This is a genomic window from Intrasporangium mesophilum, from assembly GCF_054783095.1.
Window position 1 is genome coordinate 184,950 of record NZ_BAAGRF010000010.1, and the last position, 24,873, is coordinate 209,822.

Annotated in this window: 24 protein-coding genes; 20 read left to right on the forward strand and 4 right to left on the reverse strand. The window is 70.6% G+C overall.

The window, feature by feature from the left end; genetic code table 11:
- Window positions 1-131 precede the first annotated feature (131 nt).
- The 4 genes from rpsP (at window position 132) to trmD (ending at window position 2,735) form a co-directional block, all read left to right on the forward strand.
- Window positions 132-581: a 30S ribosomal protein S16 gene (gene rpsP, locus ACYVLP_RS10150; protein WP_460627214.1), complete on the forward strand. Its 450-nt coding sequence runs from the start codon at window positions 132-134 to the stop codon at window positions 579-581.
- A gap of 2 nt (window positions 582-583) precedes the next feature.
- On the forward strand, window positions 584-826 hold the full coding sequence (locus ACYVLP_RS10155; RefSeq protein ID WP_045191668.1) for an RNA-binding protein: 243 nt from the start codon (window positions 584-586) through the stop codon (window positions 824-826).
- Window positions 827-1,011: 185 nt separating this feature from the next.
- Window positions 1,012-1,536, forward strand: a complete 525-nt coding sequence (gene rimM / locus ACYVLP_RS10160) for a ribosome maturation factor RimM (protein ID WP_460627215.1) — start codon at window positions 1,012-1,014, stop codon at window positions 1,534-1,536.
- Between the two features lie 23 nt (window positions 1,537-1,559).
- Window positions 1,560-2,735, forward strand: coding sequence for a tRNA (guanosine(37)-N1)-methyltransferase TrmD (gene trmD / locus ACYVLP_RS10165; protein ID WP_460627297.1), 1,176 nt, complete (start codon window positions 1,560-1,562; stop codon window positions 2,733-2,735).
- Between the two features lie 7 nt (window positions 2,736-2,742).
- Here the strand turns inward: trmD and ACYVLP_RS10170 are convergent, their stop codons facing one another.
- On the reverse strand, window positions 2,743-3,501 hold the full coding sequence (locus ACYVLP_RS10170; protein ID WP_460627216.1) for an ABC transporter permease: 759 nt from the start codon (window positions 3,499-3,501) through the stop codon (window positions 2,743-2,745).
- Between the two features lie 283 nt (window positions 3,502-3,784).
- Between ACYVLP_RS10170 and rplS the strand changes: the two genes are divergently transcribed.
- The 12 genes from rplS (at window position 3,785) to ACYVLP_RS10230 (ending at window position 15,107) form a co-directional block, all read left to right on the forward strand.
- Window positions 3,785-4,162, forward strand: coding sequence for a 50S ribosomal protein L19 (rplS, locus tag ACYVLP_RS10175; protein WP_460627217.1), 378 nt, complete (start codon window positions 3,785-3,787; stop codon window positions 4,160-4,162).
- 60 nt (window positions 4,163-4,222) lie between these two features.
- On the forward strand, window positions 4,223-4,927 hold the full coding sequence (lepB, locus tag ACYVLP_RS10180) for a signal peptidase I (protein WP_460627218.1): 705 nt from the start codon (window positions 4,223-4,225) through the stop codon (window positions 4,925-4,927).
- Complete coding sequence (gene lepB / locus ACYVLP_RS10185) at window positions 4,927-5,814, forward strand: signal peptidase I (RefSeq protein WP_460627219.1); 888 nt, start codon at window positions 4,927-4,929, stop codon at window positions 5,812-5,814. The genes lepB (ACYVLP_RS10180) and lepB (ACYVLP_RS10185) overlap by 1 nt, the downstream gene beginning before the upstream one ends.
- A 10-nt stretch (window positions 5,815-5,824) precedes the next feature.
- Window positions 5,825-6,592 carry a ribonuclease HII gene (locus tag ACYVLP_RS10190; RefSeq protein ID WP_460627220.1) on the forward strand — a complete coding sequence of 256 codons (768 nt, stop codon included), beginning with the start codon at window positions 5,825-5,827 and terminating at the stop codon, window positions 6,590-6,592.
- Between the two features lie 13 nt (window positions 6,593-6,605).
- On the forward strand, window positions 6,606-6,926 hold the full coding sequence (locus tag ACYVLP_RS10195) for a DUF2469 domain-containing protein (protein WP_452268498.1): 321 nt from the start codon (window positions 6,606-6,608) through the stop codon (window positions 6,924-6,926).
- A gap of 109 nt (window positions 6,927-7,035) precedes the next feature.
- Window positions 7,036-7,401, forward strand: a complete 366-nt coding sequence (locus ACYVLP_RS10200) for a YraN family protein (protein ID WP_460627221.1) — start codon at window positions 7,036-7,038, stop codon at window positions 7,399-7,401.
- Window positions 7,401-8,969, forward strand: a complete 1,569-nt coding sequence (locus tag ACYVLP_RS10205; protein ID WP_460627222.1) for a YifB family Mg chelatase-like AAA ATPase — start codon at window positions 7,401-7,403, stop codon at window positions 8,967-8,969. Before ACYVLP_RS10200 ends, ACYVLP_RS10205 begins: the two co-directional genes overlap by 1 nt.
- 424 nt (window positions 8,970-9,393) lie before the next feature.
- Window positions 9,394-10,413, forward strand: a complete 1,020-nt coding sequence (gene dprA / locus ACYVLP_RS10210; protein ID WP_460627298.1) for a DNA-processing protein DprA — start codon at window positions 9,394-9,396, stop codon at window positions 10,411-10,413.
- A gap of 281 nt (window positions 10,414-10,694) precedes the next feature.
- Window positions 10,695-10,844 (forward strand): hypothetical protein, encoded by a 150-nt coding sequence (locus ACYVLP_RS10215; protein ID WP_460627223.1) that lies wholly within the window; start codon window positions 10,695-10,697, stop codon window positions 10,842-10,844.
- Window positions 10,845-10,860: 16 nt separating this feature from the next.
- The gene (locus ACYVLP_RS10220; RefSeq protein ID WP_460627224.1) at window positions 10,861-11,613 is read left to right on the forward strand and encodes an ABC transporter ATP-binding protein; all 753 of its coding nucleotides are present in this window, start codon (window positions 10,861-10,863) and stop codon (window positions 11,611-11,613) included.
- Entirely contained in the window at window positions 11,610-13,943 is a 2,334-nt protein-coding gene (locus ACYVLP_RS10225; RefSeq protein ID WP_460627225.1) for an FtsX-like permease family protein, read from the forward strand. The genes ACYVLP_RS10220 and ACYVLP_RS10225 overlap by 4 nt, the downstream gene beginning before the upstream one ends.
- A gap of 237 nt (window positions 13,944-14,180) precedes the next feature.
- Window positions 14,181-15,107 (forward strand): tyrosine recombinase XerC, encoded by a 927-nt coding sequence (locus tag ACYVLP_RS10230; protein ID WP_460627299.1) that lies wholly within the window; start codon window positions 14,181-14,183, stop codon window positions 15,105-15,107.
- Window positions 15,108-15,181: 74 nt separating this feature from the next.
- On the opposite strand, the gene ACYVLP_RS10235 is transcribed toward ACYVLP_RS10230, so the two are convergent.
- The 3 genes from ACYVLP_RS10235 to ACYVLP_RS10245 all read right to left on the reverse strand — a co-directional run bounded on the left by ACYVLP_RS10235 (window position 15,182) and on the right by ACYVLP_RS10245 (window position 19,157).
- On the reverse strand, window positions 15,182-15,880 hold the full coding sequence (locus ACYVLP_RS10235) for a murein hydrolase activator EnvC family protein (protein ID WP_460627226.1): 699 nt from the start codon (window positions 15,878-15,880) through the stop codon (window positions 15,182-15,184).
- A 105-nt stretch (window positions 15,881-15,985) separates the two neighbouring features.
- Entirely contained in the window at window positions 15,986-17,158 is a 1,173-nt protein-coding gene (locus ACYVLP_RS10240; RefSeq protein ID WP_460627227.1) for a pyridoxal phosphate-dependent aminotransferase, read from the reverse strand.
- A gap of 91 nt (window positions 17,159-17,249) precedes the next feature.
- A complete protein-coding gene (locus ACYVLP_RS10245) occupies window positions 17,250-19,157 on the reverse strand; it encodes a DUF6541 family protein (RefSeq protein ID WP_460627228.1) in 1,908 nt (635 codons plus the stop codon).
- Between the two features lie 293 nt (window positions 19,158-19,450).
- Between ACYVLP_RS10245 and rpsB the strand changes: the two genes are divergently transcribed.
- The 4 genes from rpsB (at window position 19,451) to ACYVLP_RS10265 (ending at window position 24,872) form a co-directional block, all read left to right on the forward strand.
- Entirely contained in the window at window positions 19,451-20,380 is a 930-nt protein-coding gene (gene rpsB / locus ACYVLP_RS10250) for a 30S ribosomal protein S2 (protein ID WP_460627229.1), read from the forward strand.
- Window positions 20,381-20,442: 62 nt separating this feature from the next.
- The gene (gene tsf / locus ACYVLP_RS10255; RefSeq protein WP_460627230.1) at window positions 20,443-21,273 is read left to right on the forward strand and encodes a translation elongation factor Ts; all 831 of its coding nucleotides are present in this window, start codon (window positions 20,443-20,445) and stop codon (window positions 21,271-21,273) included.
- Between the two features lie 162 nt (window positions 21,274-21,435).
- Window positions 21,436-22,176 (forward strand): response regulator, encoded by a 741-nt coding sequence (locus ACYVLP_RS10260; protein WP_460627231.1) that lies wholly within the window; start codon window positions 21,436-21,438, stop codon window positions 22,174-22,176.
- A 14-nt stretch (window positions 22,177-22,190) separates the two neighbouring features.
- Window positions 22,191-24,872: a DUF4153 domain-containing protein gene (locus ACYVLP_RS10265; protein ID WP_460627232.1), complete on the forward strand. Its 2,682-nt coding sequence runs from the start codon at window positions 22,191-22,193 to the stop codon at window positions 24,870-24,872.
- Window position 24,873 lies beyond the last annotated feature (1 nt).

Here is a 24,873-nt window from a genome sequence, read left to right on the forward strand (position 1 = left end):
TGGACGGCTGTACCCGTCCGGCCGCGCACCCTCTCGGCAGGACCGGACGCCTACACCGAGCCCCGGCACCCCGCGTGTTCCCCACCCGGTCTCGCCGTGCTCACAACACAGAAACAGGAGACACCACAAACGTGGCCGTCAAGATTCGTCTGAAGCGCATGGGCAAGATCCGTGCACCGTTCTACCGCGTCGTCGTCATGGACTCGCGCACCAAGCGCGATGGTCGCGCGATCGAGGAGATCGGCAAGTACCACCCGACCGAGCAGCCGTCGCTCATCGAGATCGACATGGATCGCGCCAAGTACTGGCTGAGCCAGGGTGCGCAGCCGACCGAGGCCGTCGCCGCGCTGCTCAAGGTCGTCGACGAGGGCAGGCTCCAGACCAAGGAGCCGAAGGCGTCGAAGAAGGACCTGTACGAGGCTGCCGTCGCTGCCGCTGGCGGCAAGTCCGCGGACTCCGACGGCGCGTCGAAGCGCCGGCCGGCCAAGAAGGCCGCCGCCAAGGACGAGGCTCCCGCCGCCGAGGCGGAGGCCGCTCCGGCGGAGACCGCGCCGACCGCTGACGCCGGGGCCGAGGCCTGAGCATGCTCGAGGAGGCGCTCGAGCACCTCGTCAAGGGCATCGTCGACCACGACGAGGATGTCGTCGTGCGTCGCAAGGAGCTGCGCCGCGGTGAGCTGCTCGAGGTCCGGGTCCACCCGGATGACCTCGGCCGCGTCATCGGGCGTTCCGGCCGCACGGCGAGCGCGCTGCGCACCGTCGTCGGCGCCCTGGCGGGCAACTCGAACGTCCGGGTCGACATCGTCGACACCGACCGCGTGCGCTGAGGGTCGCCAAGACCCCACGAAAGGGGCGTTCCGGGTATTCCGGGACGCCCCTTCGCCGTCCCCCCGACGGGTGGAGCCAGGGCCCGGTAGGCCGTTGCGCCGGGTTGCCATATGCGGCTGGGCCGGGCTGTGAGTGTGCGCGCCACACCGCGTGAAAAGGACATCGACCTGAGAGGATTCCCGGCATGAACGTCGTCCTCGCCCGCATCGGCAAACCCCACGGTCTGCGTGGAGAGGTCACCGTCCAGCTGCACACCGACGACCCTGAAGGGCGCTTCGCGGTCGGCACCGTGCTGGCCACCGAGGCTGCGCCGGGATCGGGTGTGCCCCGGTCGCTCACTATCGCCTCCACTCGCGTCCACCGGGGGATCTGGCTGCTGTCCTTCGAGGAGATCCCCGACCGCACCGGTGCCGAGAGCCTGCGCGGCACGCGGCTCGTCCTCGCCGACGCAGCGCCGATCGAGGACGAGGGGTACTACGAGGAGGACCTCGTCGGGCTCGAGGTTCGAGACGTTCACGGCGAGCGGATCGGCACCGTCAGCGGCCTGGAGATCGGGACCGCGCAGGACCGCCTGGTGCTGACCCTGACCGACGGGGTCACGGCCTACGTCCCGTTCGTCAAGCGGATCGTCCCGACCGTCGCGAACGACCACGTCGTGGTCGACCCCCCACCAGGGCTGTTCGACCTCTATCGCGAAGGAAACGAGTGACACCAACGGTTCCGGTCCCGGCGATGCGCATCGATGTCGTGTCGATCTTCCCCGACTACCTTGCGCCACTTGATCTTTCGCTGATCGGCAAGGCCCGCGAGGATGGCCTGCTCGACGTCCATGTGCACGACCTCCGCGACTTCACCCACGACCGGCATCGGACCGTGGATGACACGCCGTATGGTGGCGGCGCCGGGATGGTCATGAAGCCTCAGCCGTGGTCGGAGGCACTCGAACACGTTGTCGCGCAACGCGGTTCGGAGTCGAAGCCCCGTCTCGTGGTGCCCGGCCCCGGCGGCGTGCCGTTCACGCAGTCGCTCGCGCGCGAGCTTGCCGCCGAGTCGTGGCTGGCGTTTGCGTGCGGTCGCTACGAAGGCATCGACGAGCGGGTCTACGAGCACGCGCGCGAGGACCTCGGACTCGAGGTGTCCGTCGTCAGCCTCGGCGACTACGTCCTCAACGGTGGCGAGGTCGCCGTGCTGGCGATGGTCGAGGCCATCGGTCGGCTCATCCCCGGAGTGATCGGCAACGCCGAGTCGCTCGTCGAGGAGTCCCACGAGGACGGGCTGCTCGAGTACCCGATCTACACCAAGCCGAGGTCCTGGAACGGCCGGGACGTGCCCGCGGTCCTGCTCTCGGGCAACCACGCGGCGATCGCAGCCTGGCGCCACGGTCAGCGCCTCTCGCGGACGGCGGCGCGTCGCCCCGACCTGCTGCACGCGTCACACGGTGACACGGAGGTCGAGATCGTCGCCGCGACGGCGGGCGACGCTCCGGAGCTGCAGGTGCTCATGCGAGCGTGCTGGGTGCAGGAGGCGCTCGCCAACGACACGCTGGCGATCCCGGCCCTGACCGAGTCGCTCGACGACGTGACGGAGTCGCTGCGTACGACGCAGACCTGGGTGGCGCGAAAGGCGGGTCGGCTCGTCGGCGCGGTGCGCACGTCGCGCGACGGCGACGACTGGTTCATCGGGCGGCTCTGCGTCGTTCCGGACCTGCAAGGTCATGGACTGGGCCGGCGCCTTCTCGAGCATGCCGAGTCGACCGCGCCGGACGGCATACGGACGTTCTCGCTCAACACCGGTGCCAAGAGCACAGACAACCTTCGGATGTACCGGAAGGCCGGGTACCGCCTCGTGCGGGACGCCGTGCCACCCATCCCGGGCGCCGTGACCCTGGTCAAGCGCCGGCGAGCATAGGCCACCTCTACGACACGAGCGCCACGCGGAGGTCGTCCGGGAGCATGCGGCGCTGCCGGATCAGGCTTGCCTGAACGCCGGCGGTGATCGCCTGGGTGGCCATGATCGCGAACAGCACGAGCACCTGCGCGGTGGCGGCCTGGACGGCGCTTCCGCCGCCGAGCATCACGCCGATGAAGGCGCCTGGGAGGGTCACGAGGCCCGAGGTGCGCACCTGGTCGAGACTGGGGATGATCCCCTCCGGAACGCGTCGCGCGATGATCTCGTCGATCGACTGGGCAGAGGTCATGCCGACGGACAGCGCTGCCTCGTACTGGCCATGCTCCTCGCGCAGCGCCGAGAACGTGCGGCGGCCGACAAGGGTGTGGACGGTCATGGTGTTGCCGATGATGATGCCGGCGATCGGGATCAGGGCGACTCCCACGAACGGGACCGCGCCGGTCGCGATGACGATCGCCACCACAGGCACGACCCCGCACGCCATCGACGCGGCCGCCCACGGCCAGGCGCCCGCAGCGCCCACGCGTCGTGCGGTCGTCATCACCGCCATCGCGAACATCACGCAGACGGCGAGGAGCGACAGCCAGATCGAGCCGACCACCGCAGTGATGACGAGGGCGACCAGTGACAGCTGAAGGATCGCGCGCAGTCCGGCCACGACGACCTGACGGTCGAGCGGGATGCGGCCGAGGCGGTCGGCGACCACTGTGACGATGAGCAGCAGCACGAGGGCGATGGCGACGGGCCAGCCGGGAGAGACGTCCACGGCGACACCGTACGGGCCGCAGGTGCGGACACCCAGATGTTCAGTCTGCACCCGTGCCGGGCGGCATACGGTGACGGGGGCACAAGGCGGCGTCCCGCCGATTTCAGGTATGCCGCCTGCTCTGGCAGACTTGATCCTTGCGTCCGGCATACGACGGCCCCTGCCACAGGGGGAGTCGGGACACCACCGCGCCTCGAGCGCCACGGTGACCCACGCGGCCCGACGGGCGCGCCTATGACAGACAGTCGAGGTGACCTGTGGCACCTGAAGAAAGTGAAGCATCATGCACACGTTCGACGAGCTCAACGCCGCGTCGCTGCGCGACGACATCCCCGCGTTCCGCGCCGGCGACACGCTGAAGGTCCACGTCAAGGTCATCGAGGGCACCCGCTCCCGCGTCCAGGTCTTCCAGGGCATCGTGATCCGTCGTCACGGCGGTGGCATCGGCGAGACGTTCACCGTCCGCAAGATCTCGTTCGGCGTCGGCGTCGAGCGCACCTTCCCGCTGCACACCCCGATCATCGACAAGATCGAGGTCGTGACCCGCGGTGACGTCCGTCGCGCGAAGCTCTACTACCTGCGCGGCCTGCGCGGCAAGGCCGCCAAGATCCGCGAGAAGCGCGAGACGGTTCCCGCCAAGTCCGGGTCCACCAACAGCTGACGCCGACTGGCGTTCGTTGACCACGCGAGGCGCGGTGGCTCCCGTCCCGATCGCTTCGGCATGAGTGCCGAACCGACCCCAGAGACGGAGGCCACCGCGCCGTCGTCGTCCCGTGTGCGCGCCGCGGCCAGGCGGCACCGGTGGCTGCTCGGCCCCCTCCTGTTCCTGCTGGCCGTCGTCGTCGTCCGGGCCTTCTTCGTCACGCCCTTCGGCATCCCCAGCTCGTCGATGGAGCAGACGCTGCTCGTCGGCGACCGCATCCTCGTCGAGCGCACCACCTCGCCCGAGGACCTTCAGCGGGGCGACATCATCGTGTTCGACGCCTCCGAGGCGTTCAACCTGAAGGCACCCGAGCGTGGCGTCGTCCAGACGGTCGTCGACGCAGTCCAGAGCGTCTTCGGCAAGGGCCAGCCGACCGACTACGTCAAGCGCATCATCGGGCTTCCGGGGGACCGTGTGCGGTGCTGCACCGCTGACGACCGGCTCGAGATCAACGGCGTGGCGGTCACCGAGCCGTACCTCGCGCCGGGGGTCAAGGGGAGCGCGATGACCTTCGACGTCGTCGTCCCCGCGGGCCGGTTCTGGGTCATGGGCGACAACCGCGTGCTCTCGTCGGACTCCCGTGCCCACCTCGGCGACCCGGGCGGTGGCATGGTTCCGGAGGAGGACATCATCGGCAAGGTTTGGGTGCGATACTGGCCGCTCGGTCGGCTGGGATCCGTCGACCAAGGACAGATTGCCTCCGTCCCCCGAAATGGTGAGTGATGTCGCAGTACACCGGACGCCCTGAAGACCCGACCCGCGGGCGCTCGGCTGACGACATGGACGACGACGACTTCGAAGAGGATTTCGAGCCGGAGCCGCGGAGCTTCGGCTCCGCGGTCCTGGCCGGTCTCAAGGAGATCGTCATCGTCGTCGTGCTCGCGATGGCTCTGTCGTTCATCGTCAAGACCTGGCTCTTCCAGGCGTTCTACATCCCCTCCGGGTCGATGGAGAACACCCTCGTCAAGGACGACCGGGTCATCGTCAGCAAGCTGACCCCCGGTCCGTTCGACCTGCGGCGCGGCGACGTCGTGGTCTTCGAGGACCCGGGCACCCCGACGCCGTGGCTCTCGGGCGTCGACAACGAGCACAGCGACGTCGGCGGCCCCTTCCACAACGCGCTCGTCTTCGTCGGCCTGCTGCCGGAGGACTCCGAGAACCACCTCATCAAGAGAGTCATCGGCCTGCCGGGCGACCACGTCCAGGCTGACGGCGGCACCGGCAAGATCAAGGTCAACGGGGTCGAGATCACCGAGCCCTACATCAAGCCGGGCGACGCGCCGAGCGAGGGCAAGGCTTTCGACATCATCGTGCCTCCGGGCAAGGTGTGGGTCATGGGCGACCACCGCTCCGACTCGTCCGACAGCCGCTGGCACGACGAGCCGGGCAACAACGGCACCAACGGATCCGTGCCGATCGACAAGATCGTGGGCCGAGCCCTGTTCGTCGTGTGGCCGATCGACCACGTGACCTGGCTTGGCGTGCCCGAGCGCACCTTTGCGAGCGTGCCCGACCCGGCCACCATTCCGACCCCGAAGCCGTCCGGGTCGGTCACGCCCTCGCCGAGCGGCAAGCAGACCGCCTCGGCGACGAAGGTCGCCGCGGGCTGACGGAGGGCCGATGACTCCTCGCCCCGCCCCCTCCAAGAAGCCGTCGCTGCGCGTCGAACGCGCCCTGCAACGCGACGGCCATCGCCTTCTGGCAGGCATGGACGAGGTCGGCCGTGGTGCCCTGGCCGGACCGGTCAGCGTCGGCGTGGTCGTCATCGACGAGAGCGTCCGGTCGGCCCCGATGGGGGTCAAGGACTCCAAGCTGCTCACAGAGAAGGCCAGGCAGGGGCTCGTGCCGCGCATCCAGCGCTGGGCCGTGGCCTATGCCGTCGGGCACGCCGGTCCCGACGAGATCGACGAGATCGGCATCATGGCCGCGCTGCGCCTGGCCGGGATGCGCGCGCTGGCCTCGCTCGACCTCGTGCCCGACCTCGTGATCCTCGACGGCAACCACGACTGGCTCACCGCCCCGACCGAGGTCGGGCTGCTCGCCTTCGCCGACGACTCCGGGCCCTCGACGCCCCCGGTCACCACGATGATCAAGGCCGACATGAAGTGCTCCTCGGTCGCTGCGGCGAGCGTGCTGGCCAAGGTCGAGCGCGACACGATGATGGTCGCCCTCGCCGGGGACCACCCGGCATACGGCTGGAGCCTCAACAAGGGGTATGCCGCGCCGGAGCACATGGACGCGCTGGCCCGCCTTGGTCCGTGCGAGCTGCACCGGCGCTCGTGGCGTCTGCCCGGCGTCTACGAAGAGGGCCTTGATGGGGTGTTGAATGAGGGGACCGAGGCGTACTCTCCCGTCACGCCGGTGGTCATGACGGCAGCTGAGCAGTGAGGAACGGCAAGACGTGAGTTCGGAAGATCTCGAGAAGTACGAGACCGAGATGGAGCTTCAGCTCTACAAGGAGTACCGCGACGTCGTCGGCCTGTTCACCCATGTGGTCGAGACCGAGCGACGCTTCTACCTCGCCAACTCGGTCGACGTGAAGGTCCGCACCGACGGTGGCGAGGTCTTCTTCGACGTGACGATGGCCGACGCGTGGGTGTGGGACATCTACCGGCCGGCTCGCTTCGTCAAGAACGTCCGTGTCGTGACGTTCAAGGACGTCAACATCGAGGAGCTGCCCAAGCCGGACATCAAGGTCCCCGAGGGCGGCGACTTCGGCTGACGCCCGCTGGGCGGCAGGTCATCCACATCCCCTGACCGGGGTGGTAGGCCATCCACAGCCCGGGCGTACCGGGTGGGCTCCCGACCCGGCCGGCGCCGAGGGTGGGGGCATGGACTTCTCAGCTCGCGCGCTCGGTGACTACGGTGAGCGCCTCGCCTGCCGCTACCTGCTCTCCCAGGGCTGCACGATCCTCGACCGCAACTGGCGCTGCGCCCGGGGCGAGGTCGACATCGTCGCGCTGGACGGGCGCTGCCTCGTCGTGTGCGAGGTGAAGACCCGCAGCTCGGAGGCGTTCGGCGCGCCCTTCGAGGCCGTCACGTGGAGCAAGCGACGACGGCTGCGCCGTCTCGCCGGGTTGTGGCGTGACGACCACCCTGGGCTCGCGCCGGGCGCCGAGCTGCGCATCGACGTGATCTCGATCCTGCGGCCACGTCAGGGCCGAGCCCGGCTCGAGCACCTTCGGGGTGCGTGCTGATGGGCCTCGGGCGCACGCGGTCGGTCGGGCTGCGCGGGGTGCACGGTTTCGTCGTCGACGTCGAGGCGCACGTGACGGCGGGCCTGCCCGGCTTCGCGATCAGCGGGCTCGGTGACTCCGCGGTCGCGCAGTCCTCGGACCGCATCAAGGCGGCCGCCTCTCTCATCGAGCGAATGCCGGTCACCCAGCGGCGCGTCACGGTGAACCTTTCGCCGGCCGGGGAGCGCAAGGTCGGAGTCGGCTTCGACCTCGGCATCTTCGTGGCCGTGGCGAGCGCCATGGACATCATCCCTGATCGCGTGGTCCGAGAGGTCGTGCACATCGGCGAGGTCGGCCTCGACGGCACGGTGCGACCGGTGCGCGGGGTGCTGCCGCTCGTCCATTCGGCAGCGCAGGCTGGAGTGCGACACGTGGTCGTCCCCGTGCGCAACACGGCCGAGGCCCGGCTCGTGGCCGGCGTCCGAGTGCACCCGGTGGCCGACGTGGCCGAGCTCGTCCGGCGCTATGACGACCTTGCCAAAGGCCGGCCGGTCGAGGAGGTTCCGGTGCCGGTCTCGGCCTCCCATGACGCGGCTCCCGCGCCCGACCTGTCCGAGGTCGTCGGGCAGTCCGAGGCGAAGCTGGCCCTCGAGATCGCGGCGGCGGGTGGACATCACCTGCTCATGGCGGGTCCGCCGGGTGCCGGCAAGACGATGCTTGCCGAGCGGCTTCCTGGCCTGCTGCCGTCCCTCGAAGGGACCGAGTCCATGGAGGTCACGGCGATCCACTCCATCCTCGGGGTGCTCGGGTCGAGCGGCGGAGAGGTCCAGCTCATCACCCGCCCGCCGTTCGTGGCGCCCCACCACGGCGCCTCCCAGGTCGCCGTCATCGGTGGCGGTAGCGGACAGATCCGGCCCGGAGCCATCACCCAGGCCCATCGGGGCGTGCTCTTCCTCGACGAGACACCGGAGTTCGACAAGGCGGTCCTGCAGGCCTTGCGGACTCCCCTCGAGCGCGGCACCGTCTCGATCGCTCGAGCCCAGCAGACGGTGACTTTTCCGGCCCGCTTCCAGCTCGTCCTCGCCGCGAACCCGTGCCCGTGCGGCAACGGGTGGGGCAAGGGGCTCGAGTGCACGTGCAGCCCGTTGATGCGTCGCACCTACTTCGCCAAGCTGAGCGGTCCGCTCCTCGACCGAGTGGATCTCCAGGTGCACGTCCAGCCGCCTGGCCTGTCGATGGCGGGCCAGCCGCCGGGTGAGCCGACCGCGGCGGTGGCCGACCGGGTGGCGGCGGCCCGGCAGGCGCAGTCCGCGCGCTGGCGGGACCTCGCTGAGGAGGTCGGGCTGCGCTCACTGCTCAACGCCGACGTGCCGGGCTCGGTCCTGCGCGGCGCGACGTGGCGGCTGCCCTCGGCGGCGACCTCACGTCTCGACCGTGCACTGGAGAGCGGTGCGCTCAGCCTGCGCGGCTACGACCGCACGCTCCGGTGCTCGTGGACGATCGCTGACCTGTTCGGGCTGCAGCGGCCCGCCCGCGACCAGGTCGACCTCGCGCTCTCCCTGCGGCACGGCTCGGGGTTGGCGGCATGAAGGGATGGATGCCAGCGCCGCGGGATTACTTTGCGCCTCGCTTCGCTCCGGCGCGTGCCGCGGCGCCTGATGGGCGTTGCCTTCCTCCGCTTCGCTCGCTCGTTCCTCCCACGCAGAGCGTGGGACCCAGCGCGCTGCGCTGCGTCCAGGCAATGCCGGCGCCGCGGGATTACTTTGCGCCTCGCTTCGCTCCGGCGCGTGCCGCGGCGCCTGATGGGCGTTGCCTTCCTCCGCTTCGCTCGCTCGTTCCTCCCACGCAGAGCGTGGGACCCAGCTCGCTGCGCTGCGTCCAGGCAACGCCGGCGCCGCGGGATTCTCAAGGCGGCGGATTCTCATGAGTCGGTTGCCGTCGGATCCCGAGCGACTCGCCCGAGCGGGCTTGTCGCGGGTGGCGGAGCCGTGTGACAAGGTCGTCGACTCCTTGGTGCATAGCGTCGGCGCTGTCGAGGCGCTCGAGCTCATCCGGCTTGGTGAGGGCAAGCTCGACCGGTACGCGCCACGGGTCGCGGTGCTGGACCCGGAGCGGGACCTGGGCGTGGCCACGAAGGTGGGGGCACGGCTCCTGATCCCCGGCGACGACGAGTGGCCAACGAGTCTCGATGATCTCGGCATGCCGCCGTGGTGCCTCTGGGTGCGTGGTCCGATCGATCTCGCAACCGCGGTCGAGCGGTCGGTTGCGATCGTCGGTTCGCGGACCTCGACGCGGTATGGCGAGCAGCTCGCTGCCGACCTGGCAGCCGGAGTCGCGCACCGCGGGTGGACGGTCGTGTCCGGCGCAGCGATCGGCATCGACGGCGCAGCTCACCGGGGCGCACTCGCGGTCGAGGGGCCCACGATCGCGGTGGTGGCCGGGGGAGTGGAGCGTCCCTACCCGGCTGCTCATCGCGACCTGCTCGAGCGCATCGCCGGCTCTGGCATCGTCGTGTCCGAGGTAGCGCCCGGGTCAGCACCGATGCGCAGTCGGTTCCTGTCACGCAACCGGCTCATCGCGGCTTTGACCCGCGGCACCGTCGTCGTCGAGGCCGACCTCCGTTCGGGGTCGCGCAACACGGTGACGCACGCGACGACCCTGGGCCGACCGGTCGGGGCCGTGCCGGGACCAGTCACCTCGATGACCTCGTCCGGGTGCCACCAGGAGATCCGCGACGGCAAGGCGGTGCTCGTGACCACCGCTGACGAGATCATCGACCTCGTCGGCGAGCTCGGCGTCGATGCCTGCGAACCACCCCGAGGCGTCGTGCTGGACCGGGACCGCCTCGATCCGACAGACGCGACAGTCCTCGACGCCGTCCCCTTCCGGGCCGGGGCAGACCTCGACACGATCGTGCGGGTCACGACCGTGGCGCCCCTCATCGTCCGTGCTGCCCTGGCACGCCTGGAGTCCGAAGGCTTCGTCCGGCAGACCGACAGCGGATGGCGCAAGCGCAACCACAAGAGCGAGTGAGCACGGCTGGGGTGGGCTTCCCGCAACAGCGAGTGAGCACGGTCCGCCACAACGAAACCAGGCGAGCGCGGTCAGCCCGGGATCACGTTCCCCACTCGCCCGCCTCTCACGTGAGGATCCGGCACGGGGCTGTGATCACGAACCCTGAATCTGCCTTCGGCCGAGCGATTGAACCTTTAATCGCGCCCTTTTGCCTGCGGTTGCCCTAGTTTCCTGTCGGGAGCGCGACAGCTCCCCGGCGAGCCGTCAGGCGGCCGGATCGATCCAGACAAGGGGTACTCATGCGTTTTGGAAAGCGCGCCACGGCTGTGGCGGGTGTGGCCGCCGGGTTGTCAGTGCTGCCCGGTGCGGGCGCCGCGATGGCGGCAGCCTCCGGCAGCTTCAGCCTGTCAGTCAGCGGTGCCAAGGCGAGCGGAACGCATCAGTACTGATGGGGGTCGCTGGCTGATGTCTGAGGTGCTGCTGTCGGGGGTAGATCTGCGGGTCGACTACGGGCAGACGCCGGCGCTCGCCGGCCTGAGCTTCGCGGCTCGGGCCGGTGAGTCGGTCGCCGTCGTCGGCCCGTCCGGGTCGGGCAAGTCGACGTTGTTGCGGTGTCTGGCGGGTCTGCAGCCGCCGACCGCGGGCACGGTGGCCTTCAAGGGCCGGGACCTGTACGAGCTCTCCGATCGGGTCCGGAGCCGGATCCGGTTGCGTCGCTTCGGGTTCGTGTTCCAGTCGGCCGAGCTCGTCTCGGAGCTGACGCTGCGTGAGAACATCGCCCTGCCGGTCGAGCTGAACGGCTCGAGCCGTCGCGCGTCTCTCGCGGTGGCCGACGAGTGGGCCGAGCGGCTCGGCATCTCGGACTCCTCGGGACGCCGACCCAAGCAGGTCTCCGGTGGGCAGCGCCAGCGCGCCGCCATCGCACGCGCTGTGGCCACCCGTCCCTCCGTGGTCTTCGCGGACGAGCCGACCGGGGCGCTGGACACCCGCAACCGGGACCTCGTGCTCGACCTGCTCGTCGAGTCCTCGGCCTCACTGGGGTCCCTGCTGGTCCTCGTTACCCACGATCCGGTCGCGGCCGCGAAGGTGGGCCGCGTGGTCCGGGTTGTGGACGGGCAGCTTGCCCAGGGAGGGGCTCAGGGAGAGGTTCTCGGCGGACAGGGCGGCATGTCCTCAGGTCGCGAGGGCGCCGTGGTGTCGACGGGACCGGGGCAGTGATCGGGGACCTTCGGCTTGCGGCCCGGCTGGTGCGTGGCGCTGGCCGAAGAGATGTCGCACGGCTGATCATGATGGCCGTCGGGATGGCCCTGTCGGTGGCAGCCCTGCTCGTTGCGGTGGCGGTGCCCCGCGCCCTGGGCGCCGCCGCGCATCGAGAGGCCGGCCGTATGCCGGTGTGGGCACACCCGCCTGCCGGCACGGTCGGCCTCACGGTCGAGTCCTCCACCACGGTGCTGGGCGGCCAGCAGTGGACCCAGGTTCGGCTCGACCGCGGTGACGGGCACAGCCCGGTGCCGCCAGGCCTGGCCACCCTGCCCGCACCCGGGCACACGGTTGTCTCCCCGGCGCTGCAGGACCTGCTCGGTCGCGATCACCGTCAGCTGACGGGCCTCGGCACCATCGACCCCACGCCGATCGGCCAGGCCGGACTGGTCAGCCCGGACGAGCTGGTCTCCTACACCAGAGTTGCTACTGAAGCTGCCGCAGAGTCCGGGCTCGGCGCGGCGCCGGATCCAGGCCCGGCCGAGGCGGTCACTCCCGACCCACGCGCGCCGAATCCAGAAGCGCTCAATCCGGTCTCGCTCGATGCAGGCTCGCCCGACGCAGACATGCCAGATGCGGTCACCTCCTTCGGGCCGCGCGACGGGACCAGCGACGACTCCTCGGCGCTCGGGCTCGAGGCCTTGGTCCTGATGGCCGTGCCCGCGCTCCTGTTCCTCAACGTGTGCGCGCGTCTATCCGTCTCGAGCCGAAGGACTCGGCTCGCTGCGCTGCGCCTTATCGGCGTCTCGCAGGACCGTTGCGCCCGGATCTTCGGCGCCGAGCTGGCCATCGTCGCGGCCCTCGGCGCGGCGGCGGGAGTAGGCCTGAACTCGTTGGCGCAGCCGTGGCTCGCGGGCGGGGTGCTCGGCGTGCGCTGGTTCGTCGACGACACCCGGACCGGGCCGGTGGTGGTCTGCGCGACGGTCGTAGCGGCATACCTGGTGGCCTGGGTCATCGGCCGACGAGGCATGCGTCGCCTGCTCTTCATAGGAGAGACGAGCAGGCGGCATCGACCCTGGCGGGCGTGGGTCGGTGGCGCGCTGGCCCTCGTGGGCGCGGCGTTCCTCGTCGTCGTGGTCACCAAGGTCTGGCAGGCACCGCCGGACGACACGGTCCTGCCCACGATGACCCACGTGCCGCTGGTCCTGGCCGCTTGCCTGACCACCACGGCCGGGCTGCTACTTGCCCTACCGTGGCTCTCGGCCGGGATCGGCCGGTGGCTGTCCACGACAGACCTGCCAGCCGGGCTCCGGCTCGGCGCCCGGCTGGCGCAGACGCAGGACTTGCTCGGCCGCCGGCTGGTCAGCGCGCTCGTGGCGACTCTGTTCGTGACCGGGTCGTCGACTGCCTTTCTCTACGGGACGTATCTCGATGCGGTCGGCGACCCAACCAAGGCCGTCCTGACCGTGGATGTGTCACGGGCGCCGCAGACTCAGCGAGACGCACTGCGGCAAGACCTGCCCTCCACGACCGAGATCAGCATCAACGCGGCGAGTGACGCAAGCCCCGACGCCCTCACCACCATCACGGTCATGCGCTGCGGCGACTATGCCCACGCCTACGAACTGACCGACATCGTCTGCACGCCTGGCCCGCTGCGGCTCGGACCCGCCAACGCTCCCGGCGCTATCCGGGCGGGCGCCCGGTTGCGCATCGCTCAGGTCGGCCGAGCGCCGGTCACCATCACCGCCCCGGAGGCGAGGACCGGCGGGCTAGGACCCAGCGACCTGCTCATCCCGCCCGACCTCGCGCCATGGGCGATGCACGAACCAAACCCGTTCATCAGCGTCACCGTCGCCGCGGGCCAGGCGGACGACCTGCAGGCGCGCCTCCGCGCCGACGCACCCGACGCCCTGGTGGCGCACAACACCAAAGACCCGGCGTCCTTGGCCCGCTACCAGTCGCAGACCGCCGTGCTGCGCGCCGCGCTCGCGCTGGCGTACCTGCTCTGCCTTCTCATGTTCGTCTTCTCGATGACCGAGGCCCGGTGGGCCGCCGAACGCACCCTGGTGGCACAACGCGCCATGGGCGTCCCATCACGGGTCACCCGAGCCGCGGCCGCGATGGAGGCCACCCTGCCGGTCGCGATCGCGGTGGCGGCCGGGGTGCCGGCCGTCGCGGCGTCCGGCGTCGCGTTCCTCGCCGTCTGGGGCGCCGGCCAGGCGCGTGACCTGTCGCTGTGGACGCCTTTGGTCGTCCAGGCGACCGCTGCGCCGGTGCTGACTGCCACAGTGGGCTGGCTCCTGGGCCGCAGCCGACTCAACCTCGAGGCGTTGGCGGAGACCTAGCCACCTAGCCACCACACGACCTTGGCTCCAACCTCTGACGCCGCTGTCGGGGCGCCCTTGGGCGGTGTCCGGCATCGGAGGCGCCCGGGGGTGCTTGCGTTGGGCGTGTCGGTTTGTCATGGTGCGGGAGTGACTGATGTGACTCGCACCCGCCCTGGCCTGGCAGCCGGCGGGGCAGTCACGGGCTGGGAGGCCGGGGGGAGCGACGACATCACCAGCACATCGGGCGCTGACGCGGTGCTCGAACAGCACGCGGAGCTCGAACAGCACGCGGAGCTGCTGCACGACTTCTCCAGGCACCTCGGCGCAGAGCGGGGCCGGTCGGTGCACACGCGCCGTGCCTATCTTGGCGACGTTCGGCATCTCTTGTCGTTTGCGGCGTCCCGTGGGATCACGGAGGTCGCCGCGCTGCGGATCGGTGATCTCCGAGCCTGGCTCGGCGACCAGGCTGATGCCGGCGCGGCGCGGGCCACCATCGCCCGTCGCGCCGCGGCCGCGCGGACGTTTCTCAAATGGGCCGAGCACACCGGCCGGATCCCGGTGGACCCCTCGATCCGCCTGGTGGCCCCGAAACGACGAGCCGGCCTGCCGGGCGTGCTCAAGCAAGGGGAGGCAAGCGACCTGCTCGATCTGGCCGCGGTCCGCGCTGACGACGCCGACCCGATCCACGTGCGCGACAAGGCGGTTCTCGAGCTGCTCTATGCGTCCGGGATCCGCGTCGGTGAGCTTTCCGCGCTCGACGTCGACGACGTCGATCTGGCGCAGAACGTCGTCCGGGTCATGGGCAAGGGGGCCAAGGAACGGATCGTGCCGTTCGGCGTCCCCGCGGCGACGGCGATCTCCGACTGGCTCGCCACGCGCCCCCGGCTCGTCAACGAGAGGTCAGGCCCGGCACTCTTCCTCGGTCGGCGAGGTCGCCGAGTGGATGCGCGGCAGGTGCGGTCCGCTGTCCACGAGCTGCTCTCGCACCTGCCGGACGCGCCCGACCTCGGGCCACACGGACTGCGGCACAGCACCGCAACCCACCTGCTCGAGGGCGGGGCCGACCTGCGGATGGTTCAAGAGATCCTCGGTCATGCGAGCCTGGCCACGACGCAGATCTACACGCACGTCTCGGTCGACCGGCTCCGCCGGAGCTACGAGCAGGCGCACCCACGAGCCTGACCACGGCGCGCATTCCTGGGTCGACACGCCGCTGGGCACGCGAACCGTCCAGGGGTGGTCCGATCCGCACGCGATCAGGGCAGTGGCAGCAGGACGACCGGCGTCCGGCGCAGCAGGGACAGGGGATCGAGATAGGTGCTGCCGCGCAGCACGCCCCAGTGCAGGCAGGTCTCCGGCACGCAGTGACCGGACTGGCCTGACACGCGTCCGACCGTCGCTCCCGCGACGACCTGCGTGCCGACCGGCGGGCCGTCCTCGACCGGCTCGAACGTGCTTCGCAGGCCGCCGTCGTGGCTCACCACGACAACGCCTCGGCCCGCGAGCGTGCCGGCGAAGGCGACCGTTCCGTCAGCAGGGGACCGGACGGCGCGGCCGACCTCGGCTCGAAGGTCGACGCCTCGATGTCCGCTGCCCCACGGTTGCTCCGGCGGGTCGAACGGGCGCACCACTACGGGTCGCGGCTCGAGCGGCCACAGCCATCCCCGCCCCTGGGCGGCCCGATGCCCCGTCGGCCCCGCGACCGGTCCCGCGACCGGTCCCGCGACCGATCCCGCGACCGATCCCGCGACCGGTCCCGCGACCGGTCCCGCGACCGATCCCGCGACCGATCCCGCGACCGATCCCGCGACCGATCCGGCCACCGAACGCGCGACCGATCCTGCGCCGGAGCCACCGCTCGGCCCCACAGTCGGTCCTGCGGCTGGCGCCGCAGTCGAGGCCGCAACAGAGGTCACGAGGGCGACCAGGCCGGCAAGTGCATCCGTGAACATCATGGAGCAAGGATGAATCGGCATCTGGGACCAGGAAGCCCAGCCACCGGCGAATGTGGACAACTGTGTCGTGGCGTCTCCCCATGTGGAAAGCCACCGCGCTCGCGCTCAGGAGCTGTGGTGTCCTGCCCTGGCGAGCCGGCTCGCGGCCTCGACGAGCACCTCGTCCTTCTTGCAGAACGCGAACCGGATCAGCGTGCGGGCCGCGTCCTTGTCGTCGTGGAAGACGGAGACCGGGACGCCGACGACTCCTGCGATCTCGGGCAGGCGCCGCGCGAACTCCAGCCCGTCGACCGCACCCAGCGGCGCTGCATCGGCGGTGACGAAGTACGTGCCCCCGGGTCGGGACACGGTGAGGCCGAGCTCCTCCAGGGCGGAGCACAGCAGGTCGCGCTTGGCCTGGAGCGAGCTGCGCACGCCGGCATACACCTCGTCGCCCAGCCCGAGCGCCAGCGCGACGGCTGGCTGGAACGGCCCCGAGCCGACATAGGTGAGGAACTGCTTGACCGTGCGGGCCGCCGCGACGGCCTCCGCGGGTCCCGAAAGCCAGCCGACCTTCCAGCCGGTGGCCGAGAACGTCTTGCCGGCCGACGAGATGGTGATCGTGCGGTCGAACATCCCCGGCAGGGTCGCCATCGGGACGTGCTCGACTCCGTCGAAGACGAGGTGCTCGTACACCTCGTCCGTCACGACCCATGCGTCGTGCTCGCGCGCCAGGGAGGCGATGAGCTCCAGCTCAGCCCGGCTGAACACCTTGCCCGTAGGGTTGTGGGGCGAGTTCAGCAGGACCAGGCGGGTCCGTGGCGAGAAGGCCGCCCGCAGCGACTCCTCGTCGACCGCGAAGTCGGGGAACCTCAGGACCGACGTCCGCCGGGTGGCTCGGGCGAGCGCGATCGTTGCGGCATACGAGTCGTAGTAGGGCTCGAAGGTGACCACCTCGTCGCCGGGCTCGCAGAGCGCGAGCACGACGGATGCGATCGCCTCCGTCGCGCCGACGGTCACGAGCACCTGCGATGCGGGGTCGACGGTGATGCCGTAGAAACGTGACTGGTGCCTCGAGATCGCCTCGAGCAGCTCGGGGACGCCAGGCCCCGGCGGGTACTGGTTGCGGCCTCCGTCGATCGCCGCCTTCGCGGCGGCGAGCATCTCGGGAGGACCGTCGGTGTCGGGAAACCCCTGGCCGAGGTTGATGCTCCCGGTAGCCGTCGCAAGGGCCGACATCTCGGCGAAGATCGTCGTGCCGAAGGCCATGACCGGGGATGTCGGGATGCCGGGTGACATGCGGCGAGCGTAGCCGCGCCGGCTGGACCCGAGTGTCCAGAGTGCCGAGGCGCCGGGCGCCGGCCATCGGTCGACGCGGGGGGGCGTCCGCTCAGGGCGTGGTCGCCGGGCAGCCAGTGACGCGGTAGAGGGTGTAGTCGCCGACGGTCTTGACCTTCTCGACGCCGCTCACCTGGTCGAGGTTCTTCAGACCGGAGCTGCGCTCGGGCCGGTCGAGCCAGTAGACGTGCGGGGAGTCGATGGCCCAGCGGATGTCGTGGCGGGCCATGGCCTGGCAGACCTCGGGCCGCTGCTCCATCTCGTCGAAGCCGGTCCCGATGAGGATCTCGTCACCGGTCGCCGGGATCGGGATGGATCGGTACAGGGTGTTCGTGCCGAAGAGGGCGTACATCAAGGGCGACCCGTTCTCGGGGCGACCCACCACACCCTGCCCGGGCGGGATGAGGGCGGCGAGCTGCCGCAGCGAGTCCTGAGCCTCGAAGGACAGGATGACCTTCTTCGGGTCGCTCGGCTGGTAGAACTCGGTGAGGAAGTTGACGCGTGTCGAGGCGTTCGCGACAACGGTGACCAGAGGGATGACCGCGAGGGCCGCGGCCGAGGACGCGACCGGACGCTTGGAGATCCACGACACGCGACACAGCAGAGCGCGGATGGCAGGTGCCGACGCTGCGACGAGCACGACGCCCGGTACGGCGGCGAGCGCGGCCAGCCGGACCTTGTCGTTGTACCAGTAGCCCGTGATGAGCGCGGTCCACGACGCCGTGGACGAGGCAGCCATGACGTAGAGCACGACGACGGCACCCCACATGGCGACGACCGGGATGGCGGCCCTGGCGCGAAGCACGATCCAGCCGATGCCGAGGGCGATCAGGGCCAGCAGGCCCCAGAGCACGACCGGGATCTGCAGCCTGCCGCCGACGACCTCGACGAGCGCGTCCCAGATCGGGATGCGGTTGTTCCAGGCGTACGACTGGGTCGAGGCGAGACGTTCTGACACCACGGGTGCGATGACCAGGCCGATGACGCAGACCACGCCGACCACGCCGAGGTCCCGGGCGACCTTCCACCACGGCAGGTGCCCCAGCAGCCCGGCTCGGAACCGCGCCGCGACGAACCACACGAGCGCGAAGAGCACGAGTGCCACGAGGGCGTTGGGCTGGATGAGCGCGAGACCCGGCATCGCGGCGGCGAAGCCGAGCCATTGGCCGACGCTGCGCGAGCGGGCCGCCTGCAGCATCAGGGCCAGGGCCCCCGGAGTCAGGGCGGTCGCCATGAGGTTGGGCCAAAGGACGCCCCACCCGAGCAGGATCGTCGGGAAGGAGATGAACGCCGCAGAGGCCAGCCCGGCGGCATACGTCACCAGCGGCTTGCTGCCGAGCGCGTGGCGCACGAGCGCCACGCAGCCGATCGGCCAGACCAGCACGGCAAGCACGAGCGTGGCGACATTGGTGCCGGGCAGGACGTCGGCGACACCGGGTATCAGGCTTGTGGCCACCCAGGCGTGAAAACCGTTGGGGTAGAAGGTCGGGTTGGCGATCGAGAAGTTGCCGGTGTCGAGGAACAGGGCGATGCGGTTGAGGTGGTAGACCGCGTCGGGGCTGTCGACGAGCTCGTCGGGGCGGCCCATCGAGGGCACGATGAACGCCAGCGCGATGACCGCGCCGAGCGCCACGGCGATCGCGACGTCCGGGCGCGGACGGCCGAGGAAGCGGCGGGACGGCGTCAGGTGCGGGTCGTGGTGACCGAGCAGCCGCACGACGAGCCAAGCGACACCGACGCACACCGCGGTGACCACGACCAACGGCACCAGTCCCCAGCGGACGCCGACGCGCTGGGCGACCGTCGCGGACGCGGCCACCATCCCGACCGTGACGGCGGGGGAGACGGCCAGTGCCTCCAGACCGCGTGAGCCGAGCGCCCGCACCACGAGCCAGCCGGGCACGAAGAGCACGAGCGAGAGGACGACGAACGCGGGGATCGTCCCAAGCCAGTGCGCCATGCGAGTCATTCTGGCGGGTCGCCTCGATTTCTCCACATCGCGGGTCAGGCCGTACCATGAAGGGCGGTCACGTGTGCTTCGGCGCACGGGGCCTAATTCGCGCGTCTTCTGCCGGGCCTCACGGCCCGGGCCGCACCACGGCAGTCCCGTCCCGCTCCAGTGAGCAGGGTCGGGCGGGGTGCGGGCAGGCGCCAGGAGTGCGGCGTATGCCGTCCGGCTGGGTCCCTCGGGGCACGACCGTTCGCGTCACGCCGCCAACCAACTGTCGACAACGAAACAAGGGAGAACACGGCATGGCCGTCGTCACCATGCGCCAGCTCCTCGAGAGCGGCGTCCACTTCGGGCACCAGACCCGTCGCTGGAACCCCAAGATGAAGCGCTTCATCATGACGGAGCGCAATGGCATCTACATCATCGACCTGCAGCAGTCGCTGACGTACATCAACAACGCGTACGACTTCGTCAAGGAGACCGTGGCCCACGGCGGCACGATCCTCTTCGTCGGCACCAAGAAGCAGGCCCAGGAGCCGATCGCCGAGCAGGCGACGCGCGTCGGCATGCCGTACGTCAACCACCGCTGGCTCGGTGGCATGCTCACCAACTTCCAGACGGTCTCCAAGCGCCTCACGCGCCTCAAGGAGCTCGAGGAGATCAACTTCGACGACGTGGCCGGCTCGGGCCGCACGAAGAAGGAGCTCCTCGTCCTCAAGCGTGAGAAGGACAAGCTCGAGAAGACCCTCGGCGGCATCCGCACCATGGCCAAGGTCCCCTCGGCCGTGTGGGTCGTCGACACCAAGAAGGAGCACCTGGCCGTCGACGAGGCCCGCAAGCTCGGCCTGCCGGTCATCGCGATCCTCGACACCAACTGCGACCCCGACGAGGTCGACTACAAGATCCCGGGCAACGACGACGCGATCCGCTCCGTCACGCTGCTGACGCGGGTCGTCGCCGACGCTGTCGCCGATGGCCTCGTGCAGCGCTCGACCGGCCGCACCGGCGAGGCGACGAGCACCGAGGAGCCCCTGGCGGAGTGGGAGCGCGAGCTCTACGCCGAGGCGGCCGTCTCCGAGGTCTCGCCGGCCACGTCCGAGGCCGCCGAGGCGCTCGAGGCCGACGCGTCCGAGCAGGCCCCGCTCGAGCCTTCGGCCACCGCGGCCGAGACGGCCGAGCCGGCTGAGCAGGCCGAGACGGCTGAGCAGGCCGAGACGGCTGAGCAGGCCTGAGCGTCCTTCGGCCACAGTCGAACTCCGCACGAAACTCACTGACGAAAAGAGCGAAACAGAGCATGGCGAACTACACCGCCGCTGACATCAAGGCACTTCGCGAGCAGACCGGCGCGGGCATGATGGACGTCAAGAAGGCGCTCGACGAGGCCGAGGGCGACCGTGGCAAGGCCGTCGAGATCCTTCGCGTCAAGGGCCTCAAGGGAGTCACGAAGCGTGAGGGTCGCACGGCCTCCAACGGCCTCGTGGCTGCCAAGGCACAGGACGGCTACGGCACGCTCGTCGAGGTCCTCTGCGAGACCGACTTCGTCGCCAAGGGTGAGAAGTTCATCGCCCTGGCCGACCAGGTCCTCGAGCAGGCGATCGCCTCCAAGGCCACCTCGGCCGAGGAGCTGCTCGCCAGCACGACGCCCGACGGCAAGACCGTCCAGGAGCTGCTCGACGACGCGAACGCGACGATCGGCGAGAAGATCGAGATCAAGCGCGTCGCCCGCGTCGAGGGCGCCAACGTCTCCGCCTACCTCCACAAGACGAGCCCCGACCTGCCCGCGCAGATCGGCGTCCTCGTGGCGATCGAGGGTGGCGACGACCAGGTCCGTCGTGACGTCGCGATGCACGTCGCCGCGTTCAGCCCGACCGTCCTGACCCGCGACGAGGTCGCGGCCGAGACGGTCGAGAACGAGCGTCGCATCGCCGAGGCGACCGCGCGCGAGGAGGGCAAGCCCGAGGCTGCGCTCCCGAAGATCGTCGAGGGGCGCGTCAACGGCTACTTCAAGGACAACGTGCTGCTCGAGCAGCCGTTCGCCAAGGACGCCAAGAAGTCGGTCGGCAAGGTGCTCGAGGAGGCCGGCGCCACGGCGCAGTCCTTCGCGCGCTTCCGCGTCGGCCAGTGAGGTCCTGACCGACCCCGCAGCACGTCCCGGTATGCCGTCCGCCTGACCCAGGCGGGCGGCATACCTGTCGGGAGGGCCGGCTCGTCCACGAGGCGGCCGCATTCACACAATCTCCACACGTCGCGCGCGCGACGCCCACCCGGGCACTTCTACGCTCGGACCATGCCTGAAGGGACCCCCGAGACGCCGCCAGCAACCAACGTCGAGGCCACCCTGCTCGTCGTCGAGGACGACGCCACGATCAACCAGGCCGTGACCGATCGCCTTGTCGCAGAAGGTTTCCGGGTCGTTCAGGCCTACGACGGGCCCGGCGCCGTGGCGGCCCACCTGGATCACCGTCCCGACCTGGTGGTCCTCGACCTGATGCTCCCCGGATTCGACGGGCTGGAGGTGTGCCGACGCATCCAGGCCGAGCGACCGGTGCCGGTCCTCATGCTGACCGCGCGAGCGGACGAGACCGACCTGCTCGTCGGGCTCGGGGTGGGGGCGGACGACTATGTCACCAAGCCGTTCCGCATGCGCGAGGTGGTGGCGCGGATCCGGGCCCTGCTGCGCCGCGTCGAGCGGGCGCGGGCCCTGGCCGCCGAGCACCCACCGGTGCTCGCGCTCGGGCAGCTGCGGGTCGACCGCGGCACGCGACGGGTCTCGGTCGACGGGGCCGAGGTGCACCTGACGCCGCTCGAGTTCGACCTGCTCCTGGCCCTCGCGGCCGAGCCCGGCCTGGTTCGCGAGCGCGACGACCTGATGCGTGAGGTGTGGGGCTGGGCCGACGCGACCGGCACGCGAACGCTCGACAGCCACGTCAAGTCGCTGCGCGCCAAGATCGGCGCCGACCGGGTCCGCACCGTGCACGGCATCGGCTACGCGCTCGAGCCCCTCGGCCCCGCGGCCGCAGACCAGTGAGTCCGGTGCGCCAGATGCGTCCCGGCCTGGTCAACCCGCAGCGACCCCTTGACGGCATCAAGTCGATCAAGGCCAAGCTCGGCCTGCTCGTCGGGGCGAGTGTCGTCGCAGCCGCGTTCGTCGCGGAGATCGGCGATCGCGCCAGTGTGCCCGCGTGGCTCACCGTCCCGGTGACCGTCGCCGCGGCCCTCGGTGTGACGCAGTGGCTCGCGCGCGGCATGACGTCTCCGCTGCGCGAGATGACCGACGCCGCAGAGCGGATGGCCACGGGGGACTACTCCCGTCGGGTCACGGCGACCTCCGCCGACGAGGTAGGGCAGCTGGCGCACGCCTTCAACACGATGGCCTCCGACCTTTCGACGGCCGACCAGCAGCGGCGGCAGCTCGTGGCGACCGTGTCACACGAGCTGCGGACCCCGTTGGCGGCGCAGCAGGCGCTGCTGGAGAACCTCGTCGACGGCGTCGTCGGTCCGGACGACGACGTGCTGCGCACGGCGCTGGCCCAGGCGGAGCGTCTGGGCGGACTCGTCGGCGACCTGCTCGACCTGAGCGCGGTCGACGGCGGCCGGACGCCGCTGGCGCTTGCGGAGCTCCGCGTCGCAGACCTGCTCGACCAGGCCGTCGCGGAGGCAGGCGTCTCACGCCGTGGCATCGAGCACGTCACCCGCGTCGAGCCACCCGACCTCGCCGTCTCCGCCGACGCGGCCCGGCTCGCCCAGCTGCTCGCGAACCTGCTCGACAACGCCGACCGGCACAGCCCACCCCGTGGCACCGTGACCGTGTCTGCCGGCCTCGACGGGCCCGACCGCTGGTGGCTCGAGGTGGCCGACCAGGGCCCGGGCATCCCGCCCGAGCGGGCCGAGCGTGTCTTCGACCGGTTCGGGTCGGGGGACGACTCCGTCGGCGGCAGCGGCATCGGCCTGGCCATCGCGAGCTGGGTGTGCGACCTGCACGGCGGGTCGATCGCCGTAGTCCCTTGCGCCCCAGGCGAGTCGGGGGCACGGCTTCGCGCCGTGCTCCCTCAGGAACCATCGCCCGTCTCACCACTCACGTCGACCTCGACCCAGGAGACCACTGTGACCGCCAGCGTGCCCGTCGGACCGCCCGCGAGCCCGAAAGCCGACCCACCCGAAAGCACCCCGGCGAGCACCCCGGCAAGCACCCAGACAAGCGCGTCGTCGGGCGCCACCGCGCTTGCGGGGCATCCGGTTGCCGCCCCGCGGCCCTTCCTCGACTCGGTCTTCGGCGACCTGTGGCCCGAGGCCGGCCTGCCGCCGCAAGTAGCCCTGCTGATCGGCGCGCTCGGAGTCGGCGTCCTTGCCGGCGCGATCCTTCCCTTCCATCAGAACGGGGTGGCCCTGCTGCTCGTGCTGCTCGCTGGTGGCGCACTCGTATGGCGGACCTCGATCCACCGGCGCACCCGCTGGGCGACGGTCACGACCGTCGTGGGTGTGGGCCTCGCGAGCCTCGTCGTCCTTCGGGCGGCGGAGTGGCTCACCATGCTCGCCATCGCCGTGGGGATCGTGCTGACAGCCGTCGCGCTGACCGATGCAAAGGCCCTGGTGTCGATGCTCGGCAGCCTCGTCTCCTGGCCGCTCGCGGCCGTTCGGGGCCTCCCCCTGCTCGGCCGCACCGTCTCGGCGACGAGCAGCGTGTCGGTCCTGTGGCCCGTCGTGCGCACCGCGGCGATCTCCATCGTCGCGCTGGTCGTCTTCGGCGGTCTGTTCGCGTCCGGCGACGCGATCTTCGGCTCGTGGGCCAGCGCGCTCGTTCCCGACTTCGCGTGGGACAGCCTGATCATGCGGACCTTCGTCGCTTTCGTCATCGGTGGGTCCGTGCTGGCCGCGTGCTACCTCGCTCTCAACCCGCCACGCGTCGAGCGTCTGCGTCTGCCTGAGGCCAGGCCCGTGCCGCGCATCTGGGAGTGGGTGGTGCCGGTCGGGCTCGTCGTCGCGCTGTTCGCCGCCTTCGTCGTGGCCCAGGCGGCCGCGCTCTTCGGTGGGCACGACTACATCCAGCGCACGACGGGCCTCACGTATGCCGAGTACGTCCACCAGGGCTTCGGCCAGCTCACCGTCGCGACGATCCTGACCCTGCTGACCGTTGCCGTGACCGTGCGCAAGGCCCCGCGAGCCACGGCCCGCGAGCGCCTCGTCCTTCGGGTCGCGGTCGGGGACCTGTGCGCACTCACGCTCGTGGTCGTCGCCTCAGCGCTGCATCGAATGGACCTCTACCAGCAGGCGTACGGCTTCACGGTCCTGCGCGTGCTCGTCGACGGTGTCGAGCTGTGGCTCGGCCTGCTCGTCGTGCTCGTCATGGTCGCCGGCATCCGCCTCGACGGCTGGTGGCTCCCGCGTGCGGCGCTGCTGTCCGCCGCCGTCTTCGTCCTCGGCACAGGCCTCGCCAATCCCGAGGCATGGGTGGCGCAGCGCAACATCGACAGGTACACGGCCACTGGACAGCTCGACGCGGCATACCTGGCGACCCTCGGCCCGGACGCTGCGCCGACGATCGTCGGGGGACTGCCCCGACCCATCGCGGCGTGCATCGTGTCGGCGAGCGACCTGCCGCTGCCACCCGACCTCCTGTCGTGGAACCTCGGACGGGCCCGCGCCGCAGCCCTCGGTCCGGCGCCCCTGGCCGGCCACGACACGCTCGCCTGCCAGACCCTCCTGGCCACCGACATCTCCCACTGAG